The sequence below is a fragment of the Streptomyces sp. NPDC002018 genome, assembly GCF_042890865.1.
Lineage (GTDB): Bacteria > Actinomycetota > Actinomycetes > Streptomycetales > Streptomycetaceae > Streptomyces.
Window position 1 is genome coordinate 419,930 of record NZ_JBIASO010000004.1, and the last position, 24,937, is coordinate 444,866.

Consider the following 24,937-nt stretch of genomic DNA (forward strand, 5'->3'; position numbering starts at 1 on the left):
CCGGCCTCAGTTCCCGGTCGGCACGGTCGGCACGGGCGTGCTCACGCCTCCGTTGCCCACCGCCCTGCTGTAGTCGTTGCGCACCCGGTAGCGCTCGCTGAACCTCGCGTCGCCCCAGTGGTAGGTGACGACGTCCTCCCCGGAGGGGTACGAGACCGGATCGCCCTTCGCGTACACCTGCCGGGTGACCACCAGCGCGCCGCGGTCGATGGTGGCGTAGACGGCGGGCTCCTCGCTGGCGAAGACGTTCCGGTAGCGGCCGTCCTCGGACCGGTACACATAGGTGCCGATGCCGATCGCGTCGGCGCAGGTCATCACATTGATCACGACATCGGGCGCGGCGCCGCCGGTGAGATCTCCGTACGAGGTGTCCACCGGGTAGGTGTCCTCGGCGCACGGCTTGAGATCGGCCTTGATCCGCCGGCCGACCTTCGGATCCCGTCGGAGCAGGGACACCGCGTCGACGGTCCTCGCGGGGGCCGGCCGGGATGTGCGGGGGGCCGGTATCGCCCGTTCGACGGGCATGGTCACCGCCGCGCCCTCGTCCCTGGTCCCCGTGCCGCCGGCCGAGCAGCCGGTGGCGAGCACGATGAGAGCGGCGAGCCCGGCCAGGGCCGGGGCGCCCGCCGCGCGGGCCGTGCCCCCCGGACGGCCGGGGCCTGTCACGCCGCGCACCTCTCCCGCCCCCGTTCCTCACGACCGCCGTGCCCATCGCGTGTACCGCGCGCATCGCGGTCGCGCTCACCGGGGGTGCCCAGGCCGTCCGTCCTGTCCCGGCGACGGGCCGTACGCTCCGGGGCGCGGGCGGCGCGCAGCTCCGCGTGCGCCGCTTCCCTGCTCGCCCGTTCCCTGCTCTCCAGCTCCTCACGGAGCCGGGCCAGCGCCCGGTGGAGCGTGCTCTTCACCGTACCCGCCGACATCCCGAGCGCCGCCGCCGTCTCTTCCGTACTCATCTGCTCCCAGTGTCGCAGCACCACGACACCGCGCTGCTTGGGTGCCAGGACCTCCAGGATCTCCAGCAGCAGGGCGCGGTCGGCGTGCTGCTCCGTGCCGTCCTCCACGCGCGCGTCGGGGAGCTGCTCGGTGGGCACCTCGTCGAGCTTGCGCGCGCGCCACCACTCCGTACGGGTATTGATCATGACCCGGCGCAGATAGGCGTCGGCGAGCGACTTGTCGGCGATGCCGTCCCAGCGGCCGAACATACGGGCCAGGGCGGTCTGGAGCAGGTCCTGCGCGTCGACGGGGTCGGGGACCAGACGGCGGGCGCTGCGCAGCAGGGCCTCCTGCCGGGTCCGTACGTACTCCTCGAATCCGAGCACCTCGCCCTGCGCCATGCCGACCGCCTCCGCCCCTGTGACCATCCGTGCCGTTCGTTCGCCCACGGCACCGAAATTACGGAGGGGTTGTCACGGAGATGTGCGGGACAGCCGTCGGTAAACGCACGGCTGCCCATCGGTTGTGTAACGGCCGGCCGGGGGTGCGGACGCCGTCCGGCGCGGCCCCACCCGGCCCGGTCGGCCGGGTGCGGCCGGACGGGACCGGGTCAGGACCGGGTCAGGACCGGGTCAGGACCGGATCACTCGGGTCAGGGCCGGATCAGCTCTGCGGGAGCCGGTAGACGCCGTTCTCCAGGGGCTCGACCAGTCCGTCCGCGACCAGACCGTCCAGCGCCCTGGCGCGCTGCACCGGTTCGTCCCAGACCGCGTCCAGGGCCGTCTGCGGCACCGGGCCGACCGCGTCACGCAGGACGGCCAGAAGCCTGCCGCGCACCTGGCGGTCCGTGCCCGCGTACGTCTGGCCGCGCCGGGGGGCGCCTTCGTGCGCGGGCTTGCCGGAGAGCCGCCAGGCGCAGCGCGCGGCGATCGGGCAGCGCGCGCACTCCTCGTTCTTCGCCGTGCAGATCAGCGCGCCCAGCTCCATCGAGGAGGCGGCCCAGCGCGCCGCGGTCGCCGCGTCCTCGGGCAGCAGGGCACGGGCCAGCTTCCGCTCGGCGGCCGTGGTCGCGTTCGGCGGGTACTGGACACCGGTGACGGCGCGCGCGAAGACCCGGCGCACATTCGTGTCGAGCACGGCGTGCCGCTGTCCGTACGCGAACGAGGCCACCGCGGCGGCCGTGTACTCACCGATCCCGGGCAGCGAGAGGAGCTGCGCGTGCTCGCGGGGTACGTCGCCTCCGTACCGCTCCGTTATCGCCTGCGCCGCGCCGTGCAGTCGCAGCGCGCGGCGCGGATAGCCGAGCCGGCCCCAGGCGCGTACCGCCTCGCCGGGGGCCTCCGCGGCCAGATCGGCGGGGCGCGGCCAGCGGGCGAGCCACTGCTCGTAGATAGGCAGGACCCGGCTGACCGGGGTCTGCTGGAGCATGAACTCACTGACCATCACACCCCAGGCGCCGGCCTCGGGGCGGCGCCAGGGCAGATCGCGCGCGTGCGTCTCGAACCACGCGATGACGGGGGTGTGCAGGGCGGCCGGGTCGATGCCGGCCGCCCTGGTCACGGAGGCCGGCGGGACGGGGGATTCGGGGGAGACGGGGGCAGCGGGGGAGGGGGTGGAGGCCGTGGAGGTCGCGGAGTGCGCTGAGGTAGCAGTCATGGCACCACCGATCCTGGCACGTCACGAGGCGTGGACGGTGCAGCGGACGGGCGTGGGCCGGAGGTTGTCGCAGGCGCGCCGCCGCCGGGTGGCTCAGCCCCGGGGGGTCCGGATGGTCATCGTGGGGGAGTCCCCGAGGTCGGTCCGGACGGGCGCGGCGGCGGCGTGGGCGGGGCGGACCGGAGCGGCCGGCGGACCGCCCGGCCCCGCCAGCCAGAGCGACAGGCTCGAACGGCTGGTACGCATCGTCGCGACGAGCAGCCCCACCGGCCGGGCCGCCGTCAGCATCACCAGCGTGACCACGACCGCGCCCAGGACCAGGCCCACCGCCACGTCGTGCGGGTAGTGGACCCCGACGAAGACGCGTGAGAACGCCATCAGCAGCGCCATCGGTACGGTGAGGAACGCGAGCCGGGGACGGGCGATCACGAGGGCGATCGCCGCCGCTCCGGCGATCGTGGAGTGGTTGCTGGGGAAGGACCAGTCGCCGACCGGCGGGCAGGGGACGAGCGGGGTGCCGGCCCCGGCGACCGCGCGGCACGGCCGCTCCTCCCGCAGGACCGATTTGGACAGTTCGCTGGTCACATAGGCGATCGCGGTGGCGAGCGGGGCGAGCACCGCCAGGGCCACGGCCCGTGTGCCGCTCCGCCGGGAGGACCACCAGACGGTCACGAAGAGCAGGCCGAACACCAGCAGCCCTGCCTCCGTCCACAGTTCGGCCAGGTGCTGGACCCAGGTTGGGGTGGTGCGGGCGAAGTCGGTGATGTCGCGATAGAGATCGCTCGTTGCACTGCCGTTCATGTGATCAACGTACAGATGACGGCTGTTGGTCACATCGCCCCCTGGCCAAAGACGCATCCTGGACGAAAGGAAGGGGTCTCTTCATGGTCAAAAGTGCTATTCCTGAAGGGCGTTCCGGGATGATGATCCGTAAAACTTGCTGAGACGGGCGGCATGTGGGGCGGGAGTTGGCCCTGATCTCTCGTACAGTTGCCGCCGTGGGATCTTTGCGCAATCCGGTCGGGCCGCTTCCCTCCACCATCTACTGGCGACGGAGGGCAGTAGCGGCGACGCTGATCGCGCTGCTCGCGTTGCTGGTGGTCTGGTTCGTCAGCGCCACCGGGGGCGGGGGCAGGAAGAACGGCGACACGTCCGACGGCGCCAATCCCGCGACGTCCATCACCCCCGGGCCGTCCGGATCGGGACCGGCCATCAGTGAACAGCCGGGCGGACGCGACGAATCGGGCGGCACCGGCGGGAACGGCGGTGGCGACGGCGGTACGGACTCCGGCGCCGACGGTGGCAAGAGCGGCGGTACCGGCGGCACCGGAGACACCGGCGGCGGCACCGGAGGCGCGGGCGGCGGCGGAAGCACCGGCGCGGGAGGCGCGGCGGGTACGGGCGGCGCGGGCGGGCCGGGTGGCGCGGGCGGCGCCGCAGGAACGGCCAACGGCGGTGCCGGCGGCGGGGGTACGGGCACCGGCGACGGCGGCACCACCACCGGACGGGCGGTCGGCGCGGGCTCCGCGCTCCCCGACTGCGCCCCCAACTCCCTGGCGCTGACGCTCGCCACGACGAAGGTCGCCTACGAGCCGGGCGAGAAGCCCGCGTTCCGGCTGATCGTCAAGAACACGTCGGGCACCACCTGCAAGGCGGACTTCGGGCCGAAGGCCATGGTGCTGACGGTCACCGACGCCGAGGACGAAGAGGTCTGGTCCTCCGCCGACTGCCCGAGGACCGGCCGGCTGTACTTCGAGGTCCCGGCGGGACAGACCGTCACCCGCACCGTGCAGTGGGACCGCAGGCAGAGCGCGCCGCGGTGCGCCACTCCGCCCGCGGGGGCCGTCGTTCCCGGAACGTATCTGGTCGAGGCCACCAGCTCGCGTGCCACGGTGAAGCAGGGCCAGCAGTCCATCCGCCTGGAGAAGGACTGACGGCGGAAGGGCTGACGGGGAAGGACCGATGGGGAGGGGCTGACAGGGAAGGACCGACGGGGAAGGACTGAGCCGCTCCCGCCACGGACGCGGAACGCCCCGGCCCATGGGCCGGGGCGTTCGCCGTAGGAGCGTGCGGGTCAGACGTACCGTTCCAGGATCGACGACTCCGCGAGCCGCGACAGACCCTCCCGCACGCTGCGGGCCCGCGCCTCGCCGACACCGTCCACCGTCTGGAGATCGTCCACGCTGGCCGCCAGCAGCTTCTGGAGTCCGCCGAAGTGCTCGACCAGCCGCTCGATGATGGCACCGGGCAGCCGCGGCACCTTGGCCAGCAGCCGGTAACCACGCGGCGAGACCGCGGAGTCGAGAGTCTCCGGCGCCCCGCTGTAGCCCAGCGCCCTGGCCACCGTGGGCAGTTCGAGCAGCTCCGAGTGGGTCAGGGAGTCCAGCTCCCCGAGCGCCTCGTCGACCGTACGGGCCCGCTTCGCGGTCGGTTCCGGCACATAGTCGCGCGCGACCAGATCCCGCTCCGGCTCCACCCCCGCGATCAGCTCGTCGAGCTGGAGCGAGAGGAGCCGGCCGTCGGTGCCCAGCTCGACCACGTACTCGGCGATCTCCGTGGCGATCCGGCGCACCATCTCCAGCCGCTGTGCGACGGCCGTCACATCCCGGACCGTCACCAGGTCCTCGATCTCCAGGGCCGAGAGCGTGCCCGCCACCTCGTCGAGGCGGAGCTTGTACCGCTCCAGGGTCGCCAGCGCCTGGTTCGCCCGGGACAGGATCGCCGCCGACTCCTCCAGGACCCGGCGCTCCCCGTTCACATAGAGCGCGATCAGCCGCATCGACTGCGACACGGAGACGACGGGGAAGCCGCACTGCTTGGACACCCGGTCCGCGGTGCGGTGGCGCGTGCCGGTCTCCTCCGTGGGGATGGAGGACTCGGGGACCAACTGGACGCCGGCCCGCAGGATCTTGGTGATGTCCTTGTCGAGGATGAGAGCGCCGTCGAGCTTGCACAGCTCGCGCAGCCGGGTCGCGGTGAACTCCACGTCCAGCACGAACCCGCCGGTACACATCGACTCGACGGTCTTGTCCATGCCCAGGACGATGAGACCGCCGGTGTTTCCGCGCAGGATCCGCTCCAGCCCGTCGCGCAGGGCCGTACCCGGCGCGACCGCGCTCAGGGAGGCGCGCATCAGCGCTTCGTTGCCGGAGCCCGCGCCGGACTTTCCGGGTGCTGATGCCCGGTCGTTGGCTGCCACTGCACTCCTCCGGCTCGTACGGATGGGCGAGACCAGGGCAAAGTCTACCGGCGAGCGTTGTCCTCCCGTGGGGCCTCCGCACGACCCCGGCGCGGCAGCACCCTGAGAGCATCGCCCATGTCGGCGACTTCTGTGACCTTCATACCGGCGGGGATCTTCCCCGGATCGGTCGGCACGAGGGCCTGGGTGAAGCCCAGCCGATGGGCCTCCGCGAGCCTGCGCTGCACGCCCGTGACCCGTCTGACCTCGCCCGCGAGCCCCACTTCGCCGATCGCGACCAGGTTCTTCGGCAGCGGGGTGTCGCTGGCCGCGGAGGCCAGCGCGAGGGCGATCGCGAGATCGGCGGCGGGCTCGGAGAGCTTCACCCCGCCGACCGTGGCGCTGTAGATGTCCCGCTTGCCGAGCGCGCTGATCCGGCCGCGCTGCTCCAGCACGGCGAGCATCATCGAGACCCGGGAGGTCTCCAGCCCCGAGGTGGTGCGCCGGGGCGAGGGGATCTGCGAGTCGACCGTCAGCGCCTGCACCTCGGCCACGAGGGGACGGCGGCCCTCCAGCGTGACGGTGAGGCAGGTGCCGGGAACGGGCTCGTCACGCCGGGTGAGGAAGAGACCCGACGGATCGGTGAGACCGGTGATCCCCTCGTCGTGCAGCTCGAAGCAGCCGACCTCGTCCGTGGCCCCGAACCGGTTCTTGATACCGCGGACGAGCCGCAGCCGGGCGTGCCGGTCGCCCTCGAAGGACAGCACGACGTCCACCAGGTGTTCGAGCAGCCGCGGCCCCGCGATCGCGCCGTCCTTGGTGACATGGCCCACGAGCAGGGTGGCCATACCACGCTCCTTGGAGGCCCGGATGAGCGCGCCCGCGACCTCTCTGACCTGGGCCGTCCCACCGGGCGCGCCGTCGATCTCGGGCGAGGCCACGGTCTGTACGGAGTCCAGGATCAGCAGGGACGGCTTGACCGCGTCGAGATGGCCGAGGACCGCGGAGAGATCGGTCTCTGCGGCCAGATAGAGATGGTCGTGGATGGCCTTGATCCGGTCCGCGCGCAGCCGGACCTGGCTGGCGGACTCCTCGCCCGTCACATAGAGCGTGCGGTGGTCGTCACTGGCCGCCTTCGCCGCGACATCGAGCAGCAGCGTGGACTTGCCGACGCCCGGCTCACCCGCGAGCAGGACGACGGCGCCCGGGACCAGGCCCCCGCCGAGCACCCGGTCCAGCTCGGGCACGCCCGTGGAGCGCGCCGTGGCCGTACGGACGTCGACCTGGCCGATCGGGAGCGCGGCGGTGGAGACCCGGCCGGCCGCGGTGGTCCGTACCGCGGGCGCGCCGTACTCCTCGACCGTGCCCCACGCCTGGCATTCGGGGCATCGGCCGAGCCACTTGGCGGTCGTCCAGCCGCAGTCGGTGCAGCGGTAGGACGGCCTGTCCTTGGCGGATTTCGTACGGGCAGCCATGGCGTCACCGTATAGGGCCCCACCGACAGCGCCGACCACGACGACCGCACCCCCGTCCGGAGCGGCGGCACGCGCCCCCGGGATCCCCTTACGGGGGATGCGTTCACCCGTAAGAGTTAAATGTGCTCAAGGGGTGTGAAAGGCGCGGGTCGCGCTGTCTACGGTCGCCGGGTGATGAGCAGCAGCCCCGGATCCTCCCCGCACACCACCGGCGCACACCGCGCGCCCCGCCGTGCGCCCCGGTCGGTGGCGCAGCACCCACCCGCACGGTACGAGCCGTACCTGGACGGTCTGTTCACGTACTGCCTCTCCGTGCTCTGCGACCACGACGACGCGACCGAGGCGCTCGGCGACGCCCTGGCGGTCGCCGACCGCCAGTACGGCCGGTCCCCGACGGCTGAGGGGGAGCGCAAGGCGTGGCTGTACGCGCTCGCCCGCTGGGCCTGTCAGCGCAAGCTCACCGAAGACCGCCGCAACCGCCAGGGGGCGCACTCGGGCCCACGCGCGCCGGAGCCCGCACCGGCGGCGGACCCCACGCCGGAGATCACCGCGCGCCGCGCGCATGAACTGGGTCTCCTGGCCTGGCCCGAGGCCGCCGGCACCACACCGGAACAGCGCGAGATCCTGGAACTGGCCGTACGGCATCAGCTCGGCCCGCGCGAGGCCGCCGCCGTGCTCTCGCTCCAGCCCACCGCCGCCCGTGAGCTGCTCGCCTCCGCGGCCTGCGAGGTGGAGCGCACCCGCGCCGCGCTGGCCGTCGTCGACGCGGGCGACTGTCCCTCCGTCGCCCGGCTCACCGGCGACCACCGGGTACTGCTGTCCGCCGCGCTCCGGCGTGAACTCGTCCGGCACGTCGACGACTGCCCGCGCTGCCGCCGCGCCGCCGAGCGGGTCGAGGCGGCCGGCCCCTGGCCCGGGTCCCGTACCCCGCCGGCCGGGGCCCCCGCCGCGCCCCCGGGCACCCCCGCCCGGCCCGCCTCCGCCGCGCGGGCGGCCACCCCCGCCGTCCTGCCCCTCGTCACGGCACCGAGGACCGCCGTGCACACCGCGATGACACGCGCCGCACGGGCCCGAGCGGCGGCGCCGCGCCTCGGCCGTGACGGGTTCCCGGTGGACCCCAAGGACCGGGCCGCCCGCCGGGGCCGGCTGCGGGCCCGCGCCCTGACGACCACCGTCGTGGCGACCGTCGTCGCCGCTCCCGTGCTCGCGCTCTGGGCGGCGTACCAGGCCGAGTCCCCGGCGGACGAGGGCCACGAAGGCTCCTCGGTCAGCGCGGGAGAGGCGGACAAGCCCGGCCACGGGCGGCCGTACGACCGGTACGAGAACACCGGGAGCGCCGCGAGCGACTCCCGCTTCGGCGACGACGGCCGTACGTCGGACATCTCCGTCGAGGTCATCAGCGACGGTACGGGCATGCCGTCGGCGCTCCCGGGACAGCCCGTCCCGGGCCGGATCACGGTCGAGGCGCGGTCGGCCGGCGGTCTGACGACCATCACGCTCAGGGCGTCGGGCAGGTCGCCGGTCGCCTGGAGGGCCGGGACGACCGCCTCCTGGCTCCGGCTGAGCCAGGACCACGGCACGCTCGCGCCCGGTGAGTCCGTGACGATCCGGGTCTTCGTGGACCACCGGCGCGAGCCGTCGGGGCCCTGGAGCGAGCGGATCGCGCTCCGTCCCGCGGGAGCGGTCGTGAACATCCACGGCCAGGGCTCCCGGCCGCCGTCCGCGGGCCGTCCGGGGCGTCCCGGCCATCCGGGCCACCCACCGGCCCACCCGGGCCGGCCGGGCGGCTCCGGGAATCCCGGCCACCCCGGGACCGGCGGGCCGAAGCCCCCGGGCTCCCCGGATCCCGCGGAGCCGGGTCCGTCCCGCCCCACCGATCCAGGGCCCACGGATCCGGGCGGTCCGGAACCCACCGACCCCGGCGGTCCCGGGCCCACGGATCCGGGGTCCGAGGGCCCGGGACCCATCCCCGGCGATCAGCAGCCGCCGGACGAGGATCCGACGGTTCCCGAGTACGAGCCCCCGGTCACCCCCGTCTGACCGGCGCGACGGCGTCGGCGCCCCACGGCGTCCGGCGGCCTACGGCGTCCGGCGGCCCACGGTGCTCACGGCGGCCTGCGGTCGGCGTACGTACGGCCGGTCGGCCGTGCGGATTCCCGCCGAGGCCACGCAGGGAGGGTCGGGGGCGGGCCGGGGTTCGGGCGCCGCCCGGGTCCCGTCCGGGCCCCGACCGGCCCCGGCGGCGCCCGTCAAGGACCCGAGCGGGATCCGGTCGCGCTCAGGGCCCCGGCGCTCAGGCCCCGGCGGGGTCCGCCGGATGCGGCGCCACCAGCGGGAGCCCGTTCGCCAGGCGCTGCTCGCACAGCCCGGCCAGTTCCTCGTACGCCGCCTCGCCCATCAGCTCCGTCAGCTCGGGCCGGTACGTCCGGTAGACCGGTTCGCCCGCCCCGTGCGCCGAGGTCGCCGACGTGCACCACCAGTGCAGATCGTGGCCGCCGGGACCCCAGCCCCGCCGGTCGTACTCACCGATCGAGACCCGGAGCACGCGCGTGTCGTCGGGCCGCTCGATCCAGTCGTACGTACGCCGCACCGGAAGCTGCCAGCAGACGTCCGGTTTCGTCTCCAGCGGTTCGCGGCCCTCGCGCAGGGCCAGGATGTGGAGCGAACAGCCCGCGCCGCCGGCGAAGCCGGGACGGTTCTGGAAGATGCACGAGCCCTTCCAGCGCCGGGTCTGCCGCTCGCCGTCGTCGTCGGTCTGCGTCCAGCCGGCCGTCGTGCCCTCCTTGTGGAACTGCCACAGCTCGGGGGTGAGACGGGCCACGTGTCCGGCGACCCGCTTCTCGTCGTCCTCGTCGGAGAAGTGCGCGCCCAGCGTGCAGCATCCGTCATCGGCACGGCCCGCCTGGATGCCCTGGCAGCCGCTGCCGAAGACACAGCTCCACCGCGAGGTGAGCCAGGTCAGATCGCACCGGAAGACCTGCTCCTCGTCGGCGGGGTCGGGGAATTCGACCCAGGCGCGAGCGAAGTCCAGGCCCTTCTCGTCGGGGACCGGCGGAGTCTTCCGGGTGTTCCGCGCATGACGTGCGGCGCGGGCCTCCCGAACCTCCTCCGGTCGTTCCTGCTTGTTCGGGCCGCTGGCTTTGCCCGGCTTCGCCTTTTTCGTCTTTGGCACGGCTCCAGCGTATGCGCGCGCCCGCAGTAGCGTTCCGTTCATGAGACTCGGAGTCCTGGATGTCGGTTCGAACACCGTTCATCTTCTGGCGGTGGACGCCCACCGTGGCGCCCGCCCGCTGCCGGCGTATTCGCACAAGGCGGAGCTGCGACTCGCCGAGCTGCTCGACGCGGACGGTGCCATAGGGCCCGACGGTGTCGACCGGCTCGTCGCGACGATCGCCGACGCGCTCCAGGCCGCCGAGGACAAAGGCTGCGAGGCCGTGCTGCCGTTCGCGACCTCCGCCGTACGGGAGGCCCTCAACGCGGACCAGGTGCTCGGGCGGGTCAGGAGCGAGACCGGCGTGGACCTCGAAGTGCTCACCGGCGAGCAGGAGGCCCGGCTCACCTTCCTCGCGGCCCGCCGCTGGTTCGGCTGGTCGGCCGGGAAACTGCTGGTCCTGGACATCGGGGGCGGCTCCCTGGAGATCGCGTACGGAATCGACGAGGAGCCGGACGCCGCCGTGTCCCTGCCGCTGGGCGCGGGACGGCTGACGGCCGGCTGGCTGCCCGGCGATCCGCCCGACCCGATCGATGTGAAGGCGCTGCGGCGCCATGTACGCGCCCAGATCGCCCGTACGGTCGGTGAGTTCGCCCGCTTCGGCACCCCGGACCATGTGGTGGCGACGTCCAAGACCTTCCGGCAGCTCGCCCGGCTCGCGGGGGCCGCGCGCTCCGCGGAGGGCCTGTACGTACAGCGCGAACTGAGTCGTACGTCACTGGAGGAGTGGGTCCCCGAGCTGGCCGCGATGACCTCCCTCCAGCGCGCCGGGCTCCCCGGTGTCTCCGAGGGGCGCTCGTCCCAGCTCCTGGCAGGAGCGCTGGTCGCGGAGGGCGCGATGGACCTGTTCGGGATCGACGTGGTGGAGATCTGCCCCTGGGCGCTGCGCGAGGGCATCATCCTGCGCCGCCTCGACCAACTCCCGACCACCTAGGCCCTGTCCGGTCGATCTTCGCGGGCCCGGAACGCCTGGCACGGCACCTCGCCGCGTTGTCGGAATCGTCCAAGTACGTCCAGTACGAGAACGATCCTCCGCCTTGCGATGTACCGCACCGGACGCCCCGGGCTGTTCCACGAAGATCGCCCGGACAGCACCTGGAAGGTGCCCTTACGCTGTCTCCGTGGCAGAACCAGTGGTGCGGGTCCCGGATGCGAAGGTCGCCCTGTCGACGGCCTCGGTCTATCCGGAGTCCACGGCGACGGCTTTCGAGATCGCCGGGCGCCTCGGGTACGACGGGGTCGAGGTCATGGTGTGGACCGATCCGGTCAGCCAGGACATCGAGGCGCTGCGCAGGCTCTCGGACTATCACCAGGTGCCGGTACTGGCGATCCACGCGCCCTGTCTGCTGATCACCCAGCGGGTGTGGTCGACCGATCCGTGGGTGAAGCTCCAGCGGGCGCGGGCGGCGGCCGAGAGGCTCGGCGCCTCCACCGTGGTCGTCCATCCGCCGTTCCGCTGGCAGCGGCAGTACGCGCGCGACTTCGTCACCGGCATCTGGCGGATGGCGGGGGAGACGGACGTACGGTTCGCGGTCGAGAACATGTACCCCTGGCGGTACCGGGACCGCGAGATGCTCGCGTACGCGCCGGACTGGGACGTCACCAGGGACGACTACCGGCACTTCACGGTCGATCTCTCGCACACCGCGACCGCCCGCACCGATGCCATGGGCATGGTCGACCGGATGGGCGACCGGCTGGGGCATGTCCATCTCGCGGACGGCAGGGGCTCGGCGAAGGACGAGCACCTTGTGCCGGGCCGGGGCACGCAGCCCTGCGCCGAACTGCTGGAACGGCTGGCGGGCTCCGCGTTCGACGGCCATGTCGTGATCGAGGTCAACACCCGCCGGGCGATGTCGTCGGCGGAGCGTGAGGCCGATCTGGCGGAGGCGCTGGCCTTCACCCGGCTGCATCTCGCGCCGGCCCGGGGGCCGGCCGGCACACCGGCCGGAGGCCCCGGAGGCCCCGGCGGGCAGGGAGTACCCGGTGGCCCCGGCGGGCAGGGCGCGGCACCGGCCGCGCCGCGGCGGGAGGCCTCCTCGTCCTCCTCGTCCTCGACGTCGTCGGCGGCATCCGCCCGGACATCGCCCCCGGCACCGTCCGCCGGGCGTGAGTCCCGCCCGTCCCGTACCCCGGGCTCCTCGGGGGCGCGCCCCTCATGACCGGCGAGACGACCGGCGAGACGACCGGCGAGGCCCCATGACCGACACGGCTCCGCGCCGTCGTGGCCGTCCCGCCCGCAAGGACACGGAGTCGGGCCCCGGCGCCCGGCAGAGGATCCTGGAGGCGGCCCGCGCGGAGTTCGCCGCGCGCGGCTACGACAAGACGTCCATCCGGGGCGTCGCCAAGGCCGCGGGCGTCGACCCCGCCCTGGTCCACCACTACTTCGGTACGAAGGACGAGGTCTTCGCTGCGGCCGTCGAGGTCTCCTTCGAACCGGCCCTGATGGTGCCCGCGCTGCTCGCCGGCGGCCCCGACGGGATCGGGGAGCGGCTCGCCCGCTACTTCATCGGTGTCTGGGAGAACCCGGTGACCCGGGCGCCGCTGCTGGCGGTCATCCGTTCCGCCCTGACGCACGAGGCGGCGGCGAAGGTGCTGCGTACGTTCGTCCTGCGCCGGCTGCTGGAGCGGGTCGCGGAGGAGCTGGACGTACCGGATCCGACGTTCCGCGCCGAACTGGCCGCGTCGCACATGATCGGGATCGCGTTCCTCCGGTATGTGATCAAGGCGGAGCCGCTTGCCTCCGCGGACTCCGAGAAGATCGTCGCGATGGTGGCGCCCACGCTCCAGCGGTATCTGGCCGAAGGCTGAGCGACCAACGCCGAGTGACGGAGGCTGAGCGACCAAGGCCGAGCGACCAAGGCCGAGTGATCAAGGCCGGGCGGCCGGTTCCGGGTGACCGCAGTGTGGGCGGCCGTTCCGTATAGCGGACGGCGTGTCCAGATCTTGGAGCGTGGGCGTACGCTCTTAGACAGTCATTTCCGCCCATGGATCTGCCGACGATGGATCCGCCGAAGGAGCGAACGACGATGCCCGAGCTGAGGTCCCGCACTGTCACCCACGGCCGCAATATGGCGGGCGCACGCGCCCTGATGCGAGCCTCGGGCGTAGCGAGCGCGGACATCGGCAAGCCGATCGTCGCGGTGGCCAACTCCTTCACCGAGTTCGTGCCGGGGCACACGCATCTCGCGCCGGTCGGCCGGATCGTCTCCGAGGCGATCAAGGCCGCGGGCGCCGTGCCGCGCGAGTTCAACACCATCGCCGTCGACGACGGCATCGCGATGGGCCACGGCGGGATGCTCTACTCCCTGCCGTCCCGCGATCTGATCGCCGACTCGGTCGAGTACATGGTCGAGGCGCACTGCGCGGACGCGCTGATCTGCATCTCCAACTGCGACAAGATCACCCCCGGCATGCTGATGGCCGCGATGCGCCTCAACATCCCCACGGTCTTCGTCTCCGGCGGCCCGATGGAGGCCGGGAAGGCGACGCTCGTGGACGGTACGGTCCGCAAGCTCGACCTGATCAACGCGATCGCGGACGCGGTCGACGAGAGCGTCTCGGACGCGGACATCCTCCGTATCGAGGAGAACGCCTGTCCGACCTGCGGTTCCTGTTCCGGCATGTTCACCGCCAACTCGATGAACTGTCTGACCGAGGCGATCGGCCTCTCGCTGCCCGGCAACGGCTCGGTGCTGGCCACCCACACCGCCCGCAGGGCGCTGTACGAGAACGCGGGCCGCACGGTCGTCGAGATCACCAAGCGCTACTACGAGCAGGACGACGAGTCGGTCCTGCCGCGCAATGTCGCCACCCGCGCCGCCTTCGACAACGCCATGGCGCTGGACATCGCCATGGGCGGCTCGACCAACACCATCCTCCATCTGCTCGCCGCCGCGCAGGAGGCCGAGCTGGAGTACGGCCTCTCCGACATCGACGCCGTCTCGCGCCGCGTCCCGTGTCTGGCCAAGGTCGCGCCGAACGTCGCCCCCGGCGGTACGTACTACATGGAGGACGTCCACCGGGCCGGCGGCATCCCCGCCATCCTGGGCGAGCTGTACCGCGGCGGTCTGCTCAACGAGGACGTGCACACCGTCCACTCGCCGAGCATCAAGGGCTGGCTGGACACCTGGGACGTGCGCGGCGGTTCACCGTCCGAGGAGGCCGTCGAGCTGTGGCACGCGGCCCCCGGCTGTGTCCGTTCCGCCGAGGCCTTCTCCCAGTCCGAGCGCTGGGACACGCTCGACACGGACGCCGCGAACGGCTGTATCCGCGATGTCGCCCACGCCTACTCCCAGGACGGCGGACTGGCGGTCCTCAGGGGCAATCTCGCCGTCGACGGCTGTGTCGTGAAGACGGCGGGGGTCGACGAGTCGATCTGGACCTTCGAGGGCCCGGCCGTCGTCTGCGAGTCGCAGGAGGCCGCCGTGGACAAGATCCTCCGCAAGGAGATCACCGAGGGCGATGTGATCGTCATCCGCTACGAGGGCCCGCGCGGCGGCCCCGGCATGCAGGAGATGCTCTACCCGACCTCGTATCTGAAGGGCCGCGGACTGGGCAAGTCCTGCGCGCTGGTCACCGACGGCCGCTTCTCCGGCGGTACGTCGGGTCTGTCGATCGGCCACGCCTCGCCCGAGGCGGCCTCGGGCGGCACGATCGCGCTGGTCCACGACGGCGACCGGATCCGGATCGACATCCCGAACCGCGCGATCGAACTGCTCGTCGCCGAGGACGAGCTGGCGGCGCGCCGCGAGGCGTTGAACGGCGTGTACGCGCCGGCCGCCCGGGAACGCAAGGTCTCGGTGGCGCTGCGCGCGTACGCGGCGATGGCGACGAGCGCGGACAAGGGAGCGGTGCGGGACGTCACCCGTCTGGGCTGACCCGCTCCGCCGCCCCCGCGCGTCCGCCGCCGCCCCCGCGCGTCCGCCGCCGCCCCCGGCGTGTGGTGAGGCCCGCGCGCCCGTGATGAGGCCTTCGCGCCCCGGCTCCCGCACAGGGACCGGGGCGTACGGCTGTCACTCCTGCTCGCTCCCACCCGTGGTTAGCTCTCACCCCATGGCTCACTGCCACCCCGTGGCTCGCTCCCACCCGTGGCTCACTGCCGCCCCGTGGTGGGAACAGGTCACCAGCGCGCGGGGTCCTCGCTGCCGACCGCGAACAGGGACCCGTCGGGCGCGCTGGCGAGCACCCTGCCGGGGACGGCGACCGGTGTGGGCAGCGTCCCGGACAGCGTGTCGCGCCCCTCACCCATCCGCGGTTTCGTCTGACCCGCCAGAACCCCGCGCGCCGCGTCCACGGCGAGCAGCCGCCCGTCGCCCGCGCTCATGAAGAGCCACTTCCCCGCGGCCGTCGGGCGCGACGCCCGGGTGACCGAGGTCTCCAGCCGCCAGCGCTGACCGGGCCCCGCCGTCGCGCCTCCGCCCGTGTCGACGGCCAGCAGTGAGCCCGTGTAGCCGACGACATAGACCAGGTCACCGGCGACGGTGGCCTGGGCCTGGTCGACCGGCGAGGGCAGCGGGACACGCCGTACGGCACGGCTCGACGCGTCGAGCCGTACGACGGCGTCGGTCATGTCGTTGATACCGCTGGAGAGCAGGAAGAACGTATCTTCCGACGCCCCCGCCGGGGTGAGCGTGCCGGTGAGCCGCTTCTCCCAGAGCAGGTCCCCGTCGGCGGGATCGACGGCGCTCACCTCCGTGGCGGTGCCGTCGGGCGAGGGTGTGGCGGCGAACAGCGGACCGTCGGCGCCGCCCGCCGTCCAGACGGAACCGGTCCCGCCGCGCTGTCTCTCCCAGCGCTCGGCGCCGGTCGCGCCGTCCAGCGACCGCACCGTCCCGTCGTACGAGACGAGCAGCACGGAGTCGCCGGCGTGCCGGACGGTGGCGTACGAGGAGATGTCGACGTGCCAGCGCTCGGCGCCCGAGGCGGGGTCCAGCGCCTCCAGCCGGCCGCCGCCGGGCGTGATGACATGGAGCAGCCCGCCGGAGAGCACCGGGGCCGCGCCCTCGTCGGCGTCGGTGAGGGCGTGGTCCCCTCCCCCGTTCTTCACGGACCAGTCGACCCGGCCGTCCACGGGGCTGATCCGGGCGGCTTTGACCCCGGGAGCCGTGCAGTAGACGGCGGTGCCGTCGGCCGAACAGACCGGCATACGGTTCGCGCCGCTGCCGCTGCCGCCGCCCAGCTCGATCTGCCAGGGGCGGGCCGCCTCGCCGCCGGACCGTCCGGCGCTCGGCGGGGCGGGGACGGTGCCGTCGTCCGTCGTGGCACGTACCCCGGCGAAGCCGGCCCCGGCCAGCGCGGCCACCGCCGCCCCGGCCGCGAGCCAACGGGCGCGCGGGAGACGGCGACGGGGGGACGGGACGGTCCCGGGCTGCCGCCCTGCCCTGAGCCGGGTGGTACGAAACCCGTCGCCGGCCGGCGCGGGAGGCACGGAGCCGTCGCCCGGGAACACGTCAGCCGCGGAGCCCACGCCCCCGGCGCGGCCCTCCCCGGCGTCCCCGGCATCCCTTGCCTCTCCGGCTTCCCCCGCCGCCCCGGAGCGACCGGAGCGACCGGGGCGGCCGGGGCGGCCGGGGTGACCCGAGTGATTGGTGGGCTCGGAATCCTCGCTCCCGGCCGCCTCGGGCCAGCGCCGCTGCGCCGGTATGAGCGACCTCGCCCCCCGTGCCCCGGCCGGCCGGGACGCGTCGGCCGTTCCCCGCGGCTCCCACGGGCCATGCCCGGAGGTGCGGAGCGCGGCCATCAGTTCGTCGGGCGTCGGCCGCTTCTCCGGCTCCTTCGACAGGCATCGCGCGACCAGCGGCAGCAGGCTCTCGGGCACCCCCGCCAAGTCCGGCTCGTTGTGGACGACTTGGTACGCGACCACATACGGGCTGTCCGAGTCGAAGGGGCCGCGCCCGGTCGCCGCGTGGACCAGCAACGCGCCCATCGCGAACACATCGGCGGCGGGGCCGACTTCGCGCGGGCGCTGGAACTGCTCGGGCGCCATGAACGGCGGCGTCCCGATCAGCTTGCCCGTCTCCGTCCGCAGATCACTGTCGGCCGGGCGCGAGATACCGAAGTCGATGACCTTGGGCCCGTCCGACGCCAACAGGACATTGCTCGGCTTGAGATCGCGGTGCACCACACCGGCCCGGTGGATGTCGCGAAGCCCCTCGGCCAGTCCCGCGCCGAGTCTGAACAGTTCGTCCGCGTTCAGCGGGCCGCTCCGCTTCACCCGCTCCGAGAGGGTGGGGCCGTCGATGAACAGCGTGGCCATCCAGGGGCGTTCCGCCTCCGGGTCGGCGTCCACGACGGGTGCGGTGAAGGCTCCGCTCACCCGGCGGGCCGCCGCGACCTCCTGCCGGAACCGGGCTCTGAACTCCGGATCGGAGGCGTGGTTGACATGGATGACCTTGACGGCGAGCCGCAACCCCGAGGCGGAGGTGGCCAGATGGACCACCCCCATACCGCCCGAACCCAAGGCTGCTTCGAGCAGATAGTGACCGGCGTGATCCGGACGTTCCGCTTCCGGGGCCGGCCCGGTGTTGCGCAGTGGTGGCATCGCCCACCCCCGTGTATTCGTGCGCAAACGCGACGCACGGAGCCTAGTCGATGATGCGTGCGATCCAGCCATCGGTTGCTAGCCTGCCGAGCAGATTGTGCACCTTCAATGGGGGAGGACCGAATGGCAGTCGAAGAGGTTGAGAGCGACGTGAGGGAAGCCGGGGAGGCGGCGGTCGAGATGGTCGCGGCGACCCGCTATCCGGTCGCGCCGGGCTACCGGGTGAACGTACGCAGCGGACCGGGTACGAACTACCGGCTCGTGAGGGTACTCGCGTACGGCGCCACCGTGCCGATCAACTGCCAGAAGCCCGGGGAGTGGGTCTCCGGTCCGTACGGAACCACCAATATCTGGGACAACATCGCCAACGGCCAGTACATCTCCGACGCCTACGTACACACGGGCAGCGACGGCTACATCACCGTGCGCTGCACCTGATGCCCGGGGTGAACCGCGCGGGGGGATAATCACCCCGTGAGCGACCACCCGGAGCAGCATGAACACCCCGAGGCCATCACGGCCACGACCGTGACCGCGGACGACGGCGGCCGTGGCCGTGGTGGCCCGGAGCCCGAGGCGATCCGCTTCTTCGGTACGAGCTGGGTCGCCCACGACGGCGGATACGCGGCCCGTCGGGTCGCGGTCGCCGTCGGCGCGCTCGCCGCCACCCTCGCCGCCTGCTTCGTCCTCCGCTTCGCCTACCAGGGCCTGGAGATCGCGGAGGTGGGCTCTTTCGTGGGCCTGCTCGTCGTCGTGATGTTCGCGGTGTGCGGCGCCGTCGCCTTCCGCAAGACCTGGGAGGGCTTCACCCGCCGTCCGGCCGACCCCGGCCGCGAGGAGTCCCTGCGCGGTCTGCGGGCGATCGGCTTCATCGGCTCGTTGACCGCCTACTTCCTGCGCTCCCTCGCCGAGGCCCCCGGGGAGGGGCTGCGCCGTCGCGAGTACGAGGCGGCCGTCGTCCGGTACGAGCGCCGCCGCACCGCCCGCACGGGCAACCCGGCGGCCCGGCGCGCCGCGAGGAGCAGGAAACCCGGGCGAGGATAGAGCCGTCCCGGCCCCGGCCAGCAGGATGGGTCCATGACCAAGCGAGCACTCTCCTTCGACGCCGTCGCCGACCAGTACGACACGTCCCGCCCCGGATATCCGCCCGCGCTCTTCGACGCCGTCGAGGAGCTGGCGGGCCGCCCTCTCGCCGGCTCCCGTGTCGTCGACGTGGGCGCCGGCACCGGTATCGCCACGCGTCTGCTGCGCGAGCGGGGGGCGCGGGTCATCGCCGTGGAACCGGGCCCCGGCATGGCGCACCGGCTCCACCGCACCCTCCCCGATGTCCCGCTGGTCCGGGGCCTGGGGGACGCCCTGCCCTTCGCCGACGGCACCGCGGACCTCATCACCTATGCCCAGTCCTGGCACTGGACCGACCGGGACCGCTCCCTCCCCGAGGCCCTGCGGGTGCTGGCGCCCGGGGGCGCGCTCGCCCTCTGGTGGAACGTCTCGGACGCCGAGGTGCCGTGGATCGCCGCCCAGGACGCGCGGATCCGCCGATGGGCCGGCGACGGCGCCCATGGCGTCCACGGCACCGCCCGGGGCCACCGCGATCTGCCCGAAGGACTGCGCACCGAGGAGCGCCTGGTGCGCTGGACCCGCCCGGTCACCCTCGACACCCATCTCGACAACCTGGCCACCCACTCGGTCTTCCGGATGCTCGGCGAGGAGGGCACCGCCCGCTTCCTCGCCCAGGAGCGCGCCGAACTGCTCACGGTCTTCCCGGACGGACTCGTCGACGAGGCCTACGCCGTCGAACTGACCGTCACGCGCCGCGCGCCCGCCCCGCCCGCCGCCTGAGACGGGACGCCGAACGGTTCGTACGACGCGGGCCCCGGGCGACCGAGCCCCGCGAGACCGGAGACCCCCGCGAGACCGGAGACCCCCGCGAGACCGGAGACCCCCGCGAGACCTGAGACCCCCGCGCGGCCGGCACCCCGCGCGGCCGGCACCCCGCGCGGCCGGCACCCCGCGCGGCCGGCACCCCGCGCGGCCGGCACCCCGCGCGGCCGGCACCCCGCGCCGCCGGAACCCCCGCGCCGCCGGAACCCCGCGTTGCGCGCACCTCCTTGACGGTGCGGTCCCCGGCGCCCACTATTCATCACATGATGAATTCTGCTGAGGGTGAGGCCATCCATGCCCATGGCCTCACCGTCCGGCGAGGCGACCGCACCGTTCTGCGCGGCCTCGGCTTCTCCGTACCCCCCGGCCGGATCACCGGCCTGCTCGGCCCCTCCGGCTGCGGCAAGTCGACCCTGATGCGCGCCGTCGTCGGCACCCAGGCCAAGGTCACCGGCACCCTCGATGTCCTCGGCAGGCCCGCCGGGGACGCCGCGCTGCGCGCCCGGATCGGCTATGTCACCCAGGCCCCCTCCGTCTACGACGATCTGACGGTCCGGCAGAACCTCGACTACTTCGCCGCCGTGCTCGACCCCGGCCGGTCCCGCCGCGACGCCCGCCGTGAGAGCGTCACCCGCGCCCTCACCGACGTCGACCTCGCCTCCCACGCCGACACACTGGCCGGCCGCCTCTCCGGCGGCCAGCGCAGCCGGGTCTCCCTCGCCGTCGCCCTGCTCGGCACCCCCGAACTCCTCGTCCTCGACGAACCGACCGTCGGCCTCGACCCCGTCCTCCGCCGGGACCTGTGGGACCTCTTCCACCACCTCGCCGCCGAGCGCGCCACGACGATCCTCGTCTCCTCCCATGTCATGGACGAGGCCGAACGCTGCCATCGGCTCCTGCTGCTGCGCGACGGCGAGATCCTCGCCGACGACACCCCGGACGCCCTGCGCACCCGTACACACTCCGAAACCGTCGAAGCGGCCTTCCTCCACCTGGTCGACCAGGCCGACGCCCTCCAGGAGAGCGCCCGATGACCACCACGACCCCCGCCGCGACCCGCACCGGCACCCCTGGGAGGACGGGCGGCGCGACAGCGCCCTTCTCCGCCGCCCGCGCCCTGGCCACCGCCGCCCGTGTCCTGCGCCAGCTCCGGCACGACCCGCGCTCGATCGCGCTGATGATCCTCGTCCCGTGCGTGATGCTCTTCCTGCTCCGCCATGTCTTCGACGGCAGCCCGCGCACCTTCGACGCCATCGGCGCCTCGCTCCTCGGCATCTTCCCGCTCATCACCATGTTCCTGGTCACCTCGATCGCCACCCTGCGCGAACGCACCTCCGGCACCCTGGAACGCCTGCTTGCCATGCCCCTGGGCAAGGCCGACCTGATCACCGGCTACGCCCTCGCCTTCGGCCTCCTCACCGTCGTCCAGTCCGCCCTCGCCACCGGCCTCGCGCTCTGGGCCCTCGGGCTGGACGTCGTGGGATCCGCCTGGCTCCTTCTCCTGGTCGCGCTCCTCGACGCCCTGCTCGGCACGGCCCTCGGACTCTTCGTCTCCGCCTTCGCCTCCTCCGAGTTCCAGGCCGTCCAGTTCATGCCGGCGGTGATCTTTCCCCAGCTCCTCCTCTGCGGCCTCTTCACCCCGCGCCCGGACATGCACCCGGTCCTTGAAGCGATCTCCGGCGCGCTGCCCATGTCGTACGCCGTCGACGGCATGAACGAGGTCCTGCGCCAGCCCGACATCACCGGCGACTTCGTCCGTGACGTGCTGGTCGTCGCGGGCTGCGCCGTGCTCGTCCTGGCCCTGGGCGCGGCCACCCTCCGCCGCCGTACGTCCTAAGAGTTGTCCCGTGGGAACGCGTGTTCGCCCCGTACGCCCACGCCGTACCGCCCATCGGACAGCTCACACCCACCCCCCGACCCCGGTGCGAGGATGGAAAGCGGACGACCGCTCCACCCATCCCCACCGGCGAGGTGACCCCGAAATGCCCCAGACAGTCGCAGTCCTCGGCACCGGCAAGATCGGCGAGGCCCTGCTCAGCGGCATGATCCGGGCCGGCTGGCGCCCCGCCGACCTGCTGGCCACCACCCGCCGCGAGGACCGCGCCGCGGAACTGCGCGGCCGCTACGGCGTCGAGACCGTCACCAACGGCGACGCCGCCAAGCGCGCCGACATCCTCATCCTCGCCGTCAAGCCCCAGGACATGGGCAAGCTCCTCGACGAACTCACCCCCCATGTCACCGCCGACCGCCTGATCATCAGCGCCGCGGCCGGTATCACCACCGCCTTCATCGAGGAGCGCCTGGCCACCGGCACCCCGGTCGTCCGGGTCATGCCCAACACCCCCGTCCTCGTCGACGAGGGCATGTCCGTCATCTCCGCCGGCAGCCATGCCCTCCCCGTGCACCTCGCCCACGCCGAAGGGATCTTCGGCGGCGTCGGCAAGACCCTCCGCGTCCCCGAGTCCCAGCAGGACGCCGCCACCGCCCTCTCCGGCTCGGGCCCGGCGTACTTCTACTTCCTCGTCGAGGCCATGACCGACGCCGGCATCCTCCTCGGCCTGCCCCGCGCCCAGGCCCACGAACTGATCGTCCAGGCCGCCATCGGCGCCGCCATCATGCTGCGCGACAGCGGCGAGCACCCGGTGAAGCTCCGGGAGGCCGTGACCTCCCCCGCCGGCACCACCATCAACGCCATCCGGGAGCTGGAGAACCACGGCGTACGCGCGGCCCTCATCGCCGCCATCGAGGCGGCCCGCGACCGCAGCCGCGCCCTGGCCTCCGGCACCGGCTGACCGCCGCTCCCGAGTGCCCCCGGGCGGGGACACCGTGTGTCCCCGCGTGTCCCCGCCCAGGCATACGGGTCAGACGTACGGGTCGGCCGTCCGGCCCCGTACCGGGCTCAGCCGGCCGGGAGCAGTCCCATCGCCCGGTAGGCCGCGTCGACCACCGGCCGGGCCAGCCTCCTGGCCCGGTCCGCTCCCGCTGTCAGCACCGCGTCCACCTGACCGGGATCCGCCACCAGGGCCGCGTGCCGCTCCCGCAACGGCCGCAGCGTCTCGACGACCGCTTCCGCGGTGTCCTTCTTGAGCGCGCCGTACGACGCGTACCCATCGGCCAGCTCGCTCGGGTTCCCGTTCTCGCAGGCCGCCAGGATCTCCAACAGATTCGCCACCCCCGGCCGGGTCTCCCGGTCGTACACGACTTCCCGTCCGCTGTCGGTGACGGATCGCATGATCTTCTTCCGCACCACATCGGGGTCGTCCAGCAGATAGACGATCCCGGCACCGGACTCGTGCGACTTCCCCATCTTCGAGGCCGGGTCCTGGAGATCCATGACCCGTGCCGCCACCGTCGGCCTGGTCGCCCGCGGCACGGTGAACGTCTGCCCGTAGCGCTGGTTGAACCGCACCGCGAGATCCCTGGTCAGCTCGACATGCTGGGTCTGGTCGTCCCCGACCGGTACCTCGTCGGTCCGGTAGGCCAGGATGTCCGCCGCCATCAGCACCGGATACGACAGCAGGGAGAACCGGACGCTCTCGCCCGACGCCCGTGCCCGCGCGCTCTTCTCCTTGTACTGGATCATGCGCCGCAGCTCCCCGTCGGCGGCCGTGCACTCCAGCAGATACGAGAGCCGCGCGTGTTCATCCACATGGCTCTGGACGAACACGGTGCAGAGCGCGGGGTCGAGACCGGCCGCCAGCAGCAGCGTGGCGGCCTGCCGGCTGAGTCTGCGGACCCGGGCCGGATCGTGTTCGACGGTCAGGGCGTGCAGATCCACCACACAGAACAGGGCCTCGGCCGCGTGCTGATCCACTTCGACCCACCGCCGGACGGCCCCGAGGTAGTTGCCCAGCGTCAGATGCCCTGTCGGCTTGATCCCGCTGAAGATCCGGGTCATCTCTTCTCACCCTCCTGGTCGGAGCCGCCGTCCCGGACGGCCGGACTGGACTCCCGAGGGGGAGAAACACGAACGGCCGCCGAAGCGGCGGCCGTTGAGCGCATACGTATCTGGCGGCCGCCGTCAGGCGGGCCACCACTGAAGGAGATGCGCATGCGATGTCATGGCCCCAGGCTAGCGGCCGAACCACGAAGTTGACACGCCAAACACAGATCCGTAATGTTCTCCGGGCTGTCCGACGTGAGCACCGGCCCAGGTCGGTCCCCGGACAGTCATTCCGCAGGACTCACCACCAGCGTGCGACGGCTCGTCGCATTCTTTTGCGTGCGTCTTTGCGAAATGAGGAATCCGCGTTCGAAGGAACGCGGCCCCGATTAGGTTCGGAGCCCCGGATTCCGCTAAAGTCTCACTCGTCGGAACGGCCGAAGGGCCGAGAGGACAGCCCACTCTGACTGGGAATCAGGCCCGAAAGGATCTGGTAGAGTCGGAATCGCCGGAAAGGGAAACGCGAAAGCGAAGAACTGGAAAGCAAGCCCCGCTCCGACGGGGAATCGGACACGAAAGAGTCTGATAGAGTCGGAAACGCAAGACAGCAACACGGAAGAACAGCAAGACAGTAAGACAAGTAAAACAGCAGGACCGAAGGGAAGCCCGGAGGAAAGCCCGCGAGGGTGAGTACAAAGGAAGCGTCCGTTCCTTGAGAACTCAACAGCGTGCCAAAAGTCAACGCCAGATATGTTGATACCCCGGCCTAGCGGACGATCGTCCGGTGGGTTGAGGTTCCTTTGATAGAAACACAGCGAGGACGCTGTGGACCGTCGGTCTTATTCCGGCCGATGGTCCCGCTCTCGTGTGTGTGACCGGATTTGGTTCCGGTAGACATTCACGGAGAGTTTGATCCTGGCTCAGGACGAACGCTGGCGGCGTGCTTAACACATGCAAGTCGAACGATGAAGCCTTTCGGGGTGGATTAGTGGCGAACGGGTGAGTAACACGTGGGCAATCTGCCCTTCACTCTGGGACAAGCCCTGGAAACGGGGTCTAATACCGGATAATACTTTCTCCTGCATGGGAGAGGGTTGAAAGCTCCGGCGGTGAAGGATGAGCCCGCGGCCTATCAGCTTGTTGGTGGGGTGATGGCCTACCAAGGCGACGACGG

21 protein-coding genes and 1 rRNA gene are annotated in these 24,937 nt (G+C 72.4%); 13 read left to right on the top strand and 9 right to left on the bottom strand.

Annotation, left to right across the window (positions count from 1 at the left end):
- Nucleotides 1-6 precede the first annotated feature (6 nt).
- The 4 genes from ACFYYH_RS09450 to ACFYYH_RS09465 form a co-directional block, all read right to left on the bottom strand.
- Nucleotides 7-666, bottom strand: a complete 660-nt coding sequence (locus ACFYYH_RS09450; RefSeq protein WP_388548057.1) for a hypothetical protein — start codon at nucleotides 664-666, stop codon at nucleotides 7-9.
- On the bottom strand, nucleotides 663-1,334 hold the full coding sequence (locus tag ACFYYH_RS09455; protein WP_388548132.1) for a SigE family RNA polymerase sigma factor: 672 nt from the start codon (nucleotides 1,332-1,334) through the stop codon (nucleotides 663-665). The genes ACFYYH_RS09450 and ACFYYH_RS09455 overlap by 4 nt, the downstream gene beginning before the upstream one ends.
- 262 nt (nucleotides 1,335-1,596) lie before the next feature.
- On the bottom strand, nucleotides 1,597-2,589 hold the full coding sequence (locus ACFYYH_RS09460; protein ID WP_388548059.1) for an A/G-specific adenine glycosylase: 993 nt from the start codon (nucleotides 2,587-2,589) through the stop codon (nucleotides 1,597-1,599).
- A gap of 93 nt (nucleotides 2,590-2,682) precedes the next feature.
- Complete coding sequence (locus ACFYYH_RS09465; protein WP_388548060.1) at nucleotides 2,683-3,390, bottom strand: phosphatase PAP2 family protein; 708 nt, start codon at nucleotides 3,388-3,390, stop codon at nucleotides 2,683-2,685.
- A gap of 197 nt (nucleotides 3,391-3,587) precedes the next feature.
- Between ACFYYH_RS09465 and ACFYYH_RS09470 the strand changes: the two genes are divergently transcribed.
- Complete coding sequence (locus tag ACFYYH_RS09470; RefSeq protein ID WP_388548063.1) at nucleotides 3,588-4,523, top strand: hypothetical protein; 936 nt, start codon at nucleotides 3,588-3,590, stop codon at nucleotides 4,521-4,523.
- Between the two features lie 140 nt (nucleotides 4,524-4,663).
- On the opposite strand, the gene disA is transcribed toward ACFYYH_RS09470, so the two are convergent.
- Together disA and radA are read right to left on the bottom strand one after the other, a co-directional pair.
- Nucleotides 4,664-5,788, bottom strand: a complete 1,125-nt coding sequence (gene disA, locus ACFYYH_RS09475) for a DNA integrity scanning diadenylate cyclase DisA (RefSeq protein ID WP_046507681.1) — start codon at nucleotides 5,786-5,788, stop codon at nucleotides 4,664-4,666.
- 44 nt (nucleotides 5,789-5,832) lie between these two features.
- Nucleotides 5,833-7,242 (bottom strand): DNA repair protein RadA, encoded by a 1,410-nt coding sequence (gene radA, locus ACFYYH_RS09480; protein ID WP_388548065.1) that lies wholly within the window; start codon nucleotides 7,240-7,242, stop codon nucleotides 5,833-5,835.
- Nucleotides 7,243-7,416: 174 nt separating this feature from the next.
- Between radA and ACFYYH_RS09485 the strand changes: the two genes are divergently transcribed.
- A complete protein-coding gene (locus ACFYYH_RS09485) occupies nucleotides 7,417-9,282 on the top strand; it encodes a hypothetical protein (RefSeq protein ID WP_388548067.1) in 1,866 nt (621 codons plus the stop codon).
- 253 nt (nucleotides 9,283-9,535) lie between these two features.
- On the opposite strand, the gene ACFYYH_RS09490 is transcribed toward ACFYYH_RS09485, so the two are convergent.
- A complete protein-coding gene (locus ACFYYH_RS09490; protein WP_388548068.1) occupies nucleotides 9,536-10,414 on the bottom strand; it encodes a hypothetical protein in 879 nt (292 codons plus the stop codon).
- 40 nt (nucleotides 10,415-10,454) lie between these two features.
- Here ACFYYH_RS09490 and ACFYYH_RS09495 point away from each other — a divergent pair, with 40 nt between their 5' ends.
- The 4 genes from ACFYYH_RS09495 to ilvD all read left to right on the top strand — a co-directional run bounded on the left by ACFYYH_RS09495 (nucleotide 10,455) and on the right by ilvD (nucleotide 15,333).
- Nucleotides 10,455-11,387 carry a Ppx/GppA family phosphatase gene (locus tag ACFYYH_RS09495; RefSeq protein WP_388548071.1) on the top strand — a complete coding sequence of 311 codons (933 nt, stop codon included), beginning with the start codon at nucleotides 10,455-10,457 and terminating at the stop codon, nucleotides 11,385-11,387.
- A 187-nt stretch (nucleotides 11,388-11,574) separates the two neighbouring features.
- Nucleotides 11,575-12,615 (top strand): sugar phosphate isomerase/epimerase family protein, encoded by a 1,041-nt coding sequence (locus ACFYYH_RS09500; RefSeq protein WP_388548073.1) that lies wholly within the window; start codon nucleotides 11,575-11,577, stop codon nucleotides 12,613-12,615.
- Nucleotides 12,616-12,652: 37 nt separating this feature from the next.
- On the top strand, nucleotides 12,653-13,264 hold the full coding sequence (locus ACFYYH_RS09505; RefSeq protein WP_388548076.1) for a TetR family transcriptional regulator: 612 nt from the start codon (nucleotides 12,653-12,655) through the stop codon (nucleotides 13,262-13,264).
- A gap of 218 nt (nucleotides 13,265-13,482) precedes the next feature.
- A complete protein-coding gene (gene ilvD, locus ACFYYH_RS09510; RefSeq protein WP_388548078.1) occupies nucleotides 13,483-15,333 on the top strand; it encodes a dihydroxy-acid dehydratase in 1,851 nt (616 codons plus the stop codon).
- Nucleotides 15,334-15,575: 242 nt separating this feature from the next.
- Here ilvD and ACFYYH_RS09515 read toward each other — a convergent pair whose 3' ends face one another.
- Nucleotides 15,576-17,996 carry a PQQ-binding-like beta-propeller repeat protein gene (locus tag ACFYYH_RS09515; RefSeq protein ID WP_388548081.1) on the bottom strand — a complete coding sequence of 807 codons (2,421 nt, stop codon included), beginning with the start codon at nucleotides 17,994-17,996 and terminating at the stop codon, nucleotides 15,576-15,578.
- A 123-nt stretch (nucleotides 17,997-18,119) separates the two neighbouring features.
- On the opposite strand from ACFYYH_RS09515, the gene ACFYYH_RS09520 reads away from it, so the two are divergent.
- The 6 genes from ACFYYH_RS09520 to proC all read left to right on the top strand — a co-directional run bounded on the left by ACFYYH_RS09520 (nucleotide 18,120) and on the right by proC (nucleotide 22,672).
- A complete protein-coding gene (locus tag ACFYYH_RS09520) occupies nucleotides 18,120-18,434 on the top strand; it encodes a peptidase (protein ID WP_388548083.1) in 315 nt (104 codons plus the stop codon).
- A gap of 75 nt (nucleotides 18,435-18,509) precedes the next feature.
- Nucleotides 18,510-19,040: a hypothetical protein gene (locus ACFYYH_RS09525; protein WP_388548134.1), complete on the top strand. Its 531-nt coding sequence runs from the start codon at nucleotides 18,510-18,512 to the stop codon at nucleotides 19,038-19,040.
- Between the two features lie 33 nt (nucleotides 19,041-19,073).
- Nucleotides 19,074-19,838, top strand: a complete 765-nt coding sequence (locus ACFYYH_RS09530) for a class I SAM-dependent methyltransferase (RefSeq protein WP_388548084.1) — start codon at nucleotides 19,074-19,076, stop codon at nucleotides 19,836-19,838.
- A gap of 305 nt (nucleotides 19,839-20,143) precedes the next feature.
- Nucleotides 20,144-20,914: an ABC transporter ATP-binding protein gene (locus ACFYYH_RS09535; protein WP_388548086.1), complete on the top strand. Its 771-nt coding sequence runs from the start codon at nucleotides 20,144-20,146 to the stop codon at nucleotides 20,912-20,914.
- Complete coding sequence (locus ACFYYH_RS09540) at nucleotides 20,911-21,717, top strand: ABC transporter permease (protein ID WP_388548088.1); 807 nt, start codon at nucleotides 20,911-20,913, stop codon at nucleotides 21,715-21,717. The genes ACFYYH_RS09535 and ACFYYH_RS09540 overlap by 4 nt, the downstream gene beginning before the upstream one ends.
- 145 nt (nucleotides 21,718-21,862) lie before the next feature.
- Nucleotides 21,863-22,672, top strand: a complete 810-nt coding sequence (gene proC, locus ACFYYH_RS09545; RefSeq protein ID WP_388548091.1) for a pyrroline-5-carboxylate reductase — start codon at nucleotides 21,863-21,865, stop codon at nucleotides 22,670-22,672.
- Between the two features lie 107 nt (nucleotides 22,673-22,779).
- On the opposite strand, the gene trpS is transcribed toward proC, so the two are convergent.
- Nucleotides 22,780-23,778 carry a tryptophan--tRNA ligase gene (gene trpS / locus ACFYYH_RS09550; protein ID WP_388548094.1) on the bottom strand — a complete coding sequence of 333 codons (999 nt, stop codon included), beginning with the start codon at nucleotides 23,776-23,778 and terminating at the stop codon, nucleotides 22,780-22,782.
- 882 nt (nucleotides 23,779-24,660) lie between these two features.
- Here trpS and ACFYYH_RS09555 point away from each other — a divergent pair.
- A 16S ribosomal RNA gene (locus ACFYYH_RS09555) occupies nucleotides 24,661-24,937 on the top strand; the annotation flags it as partial.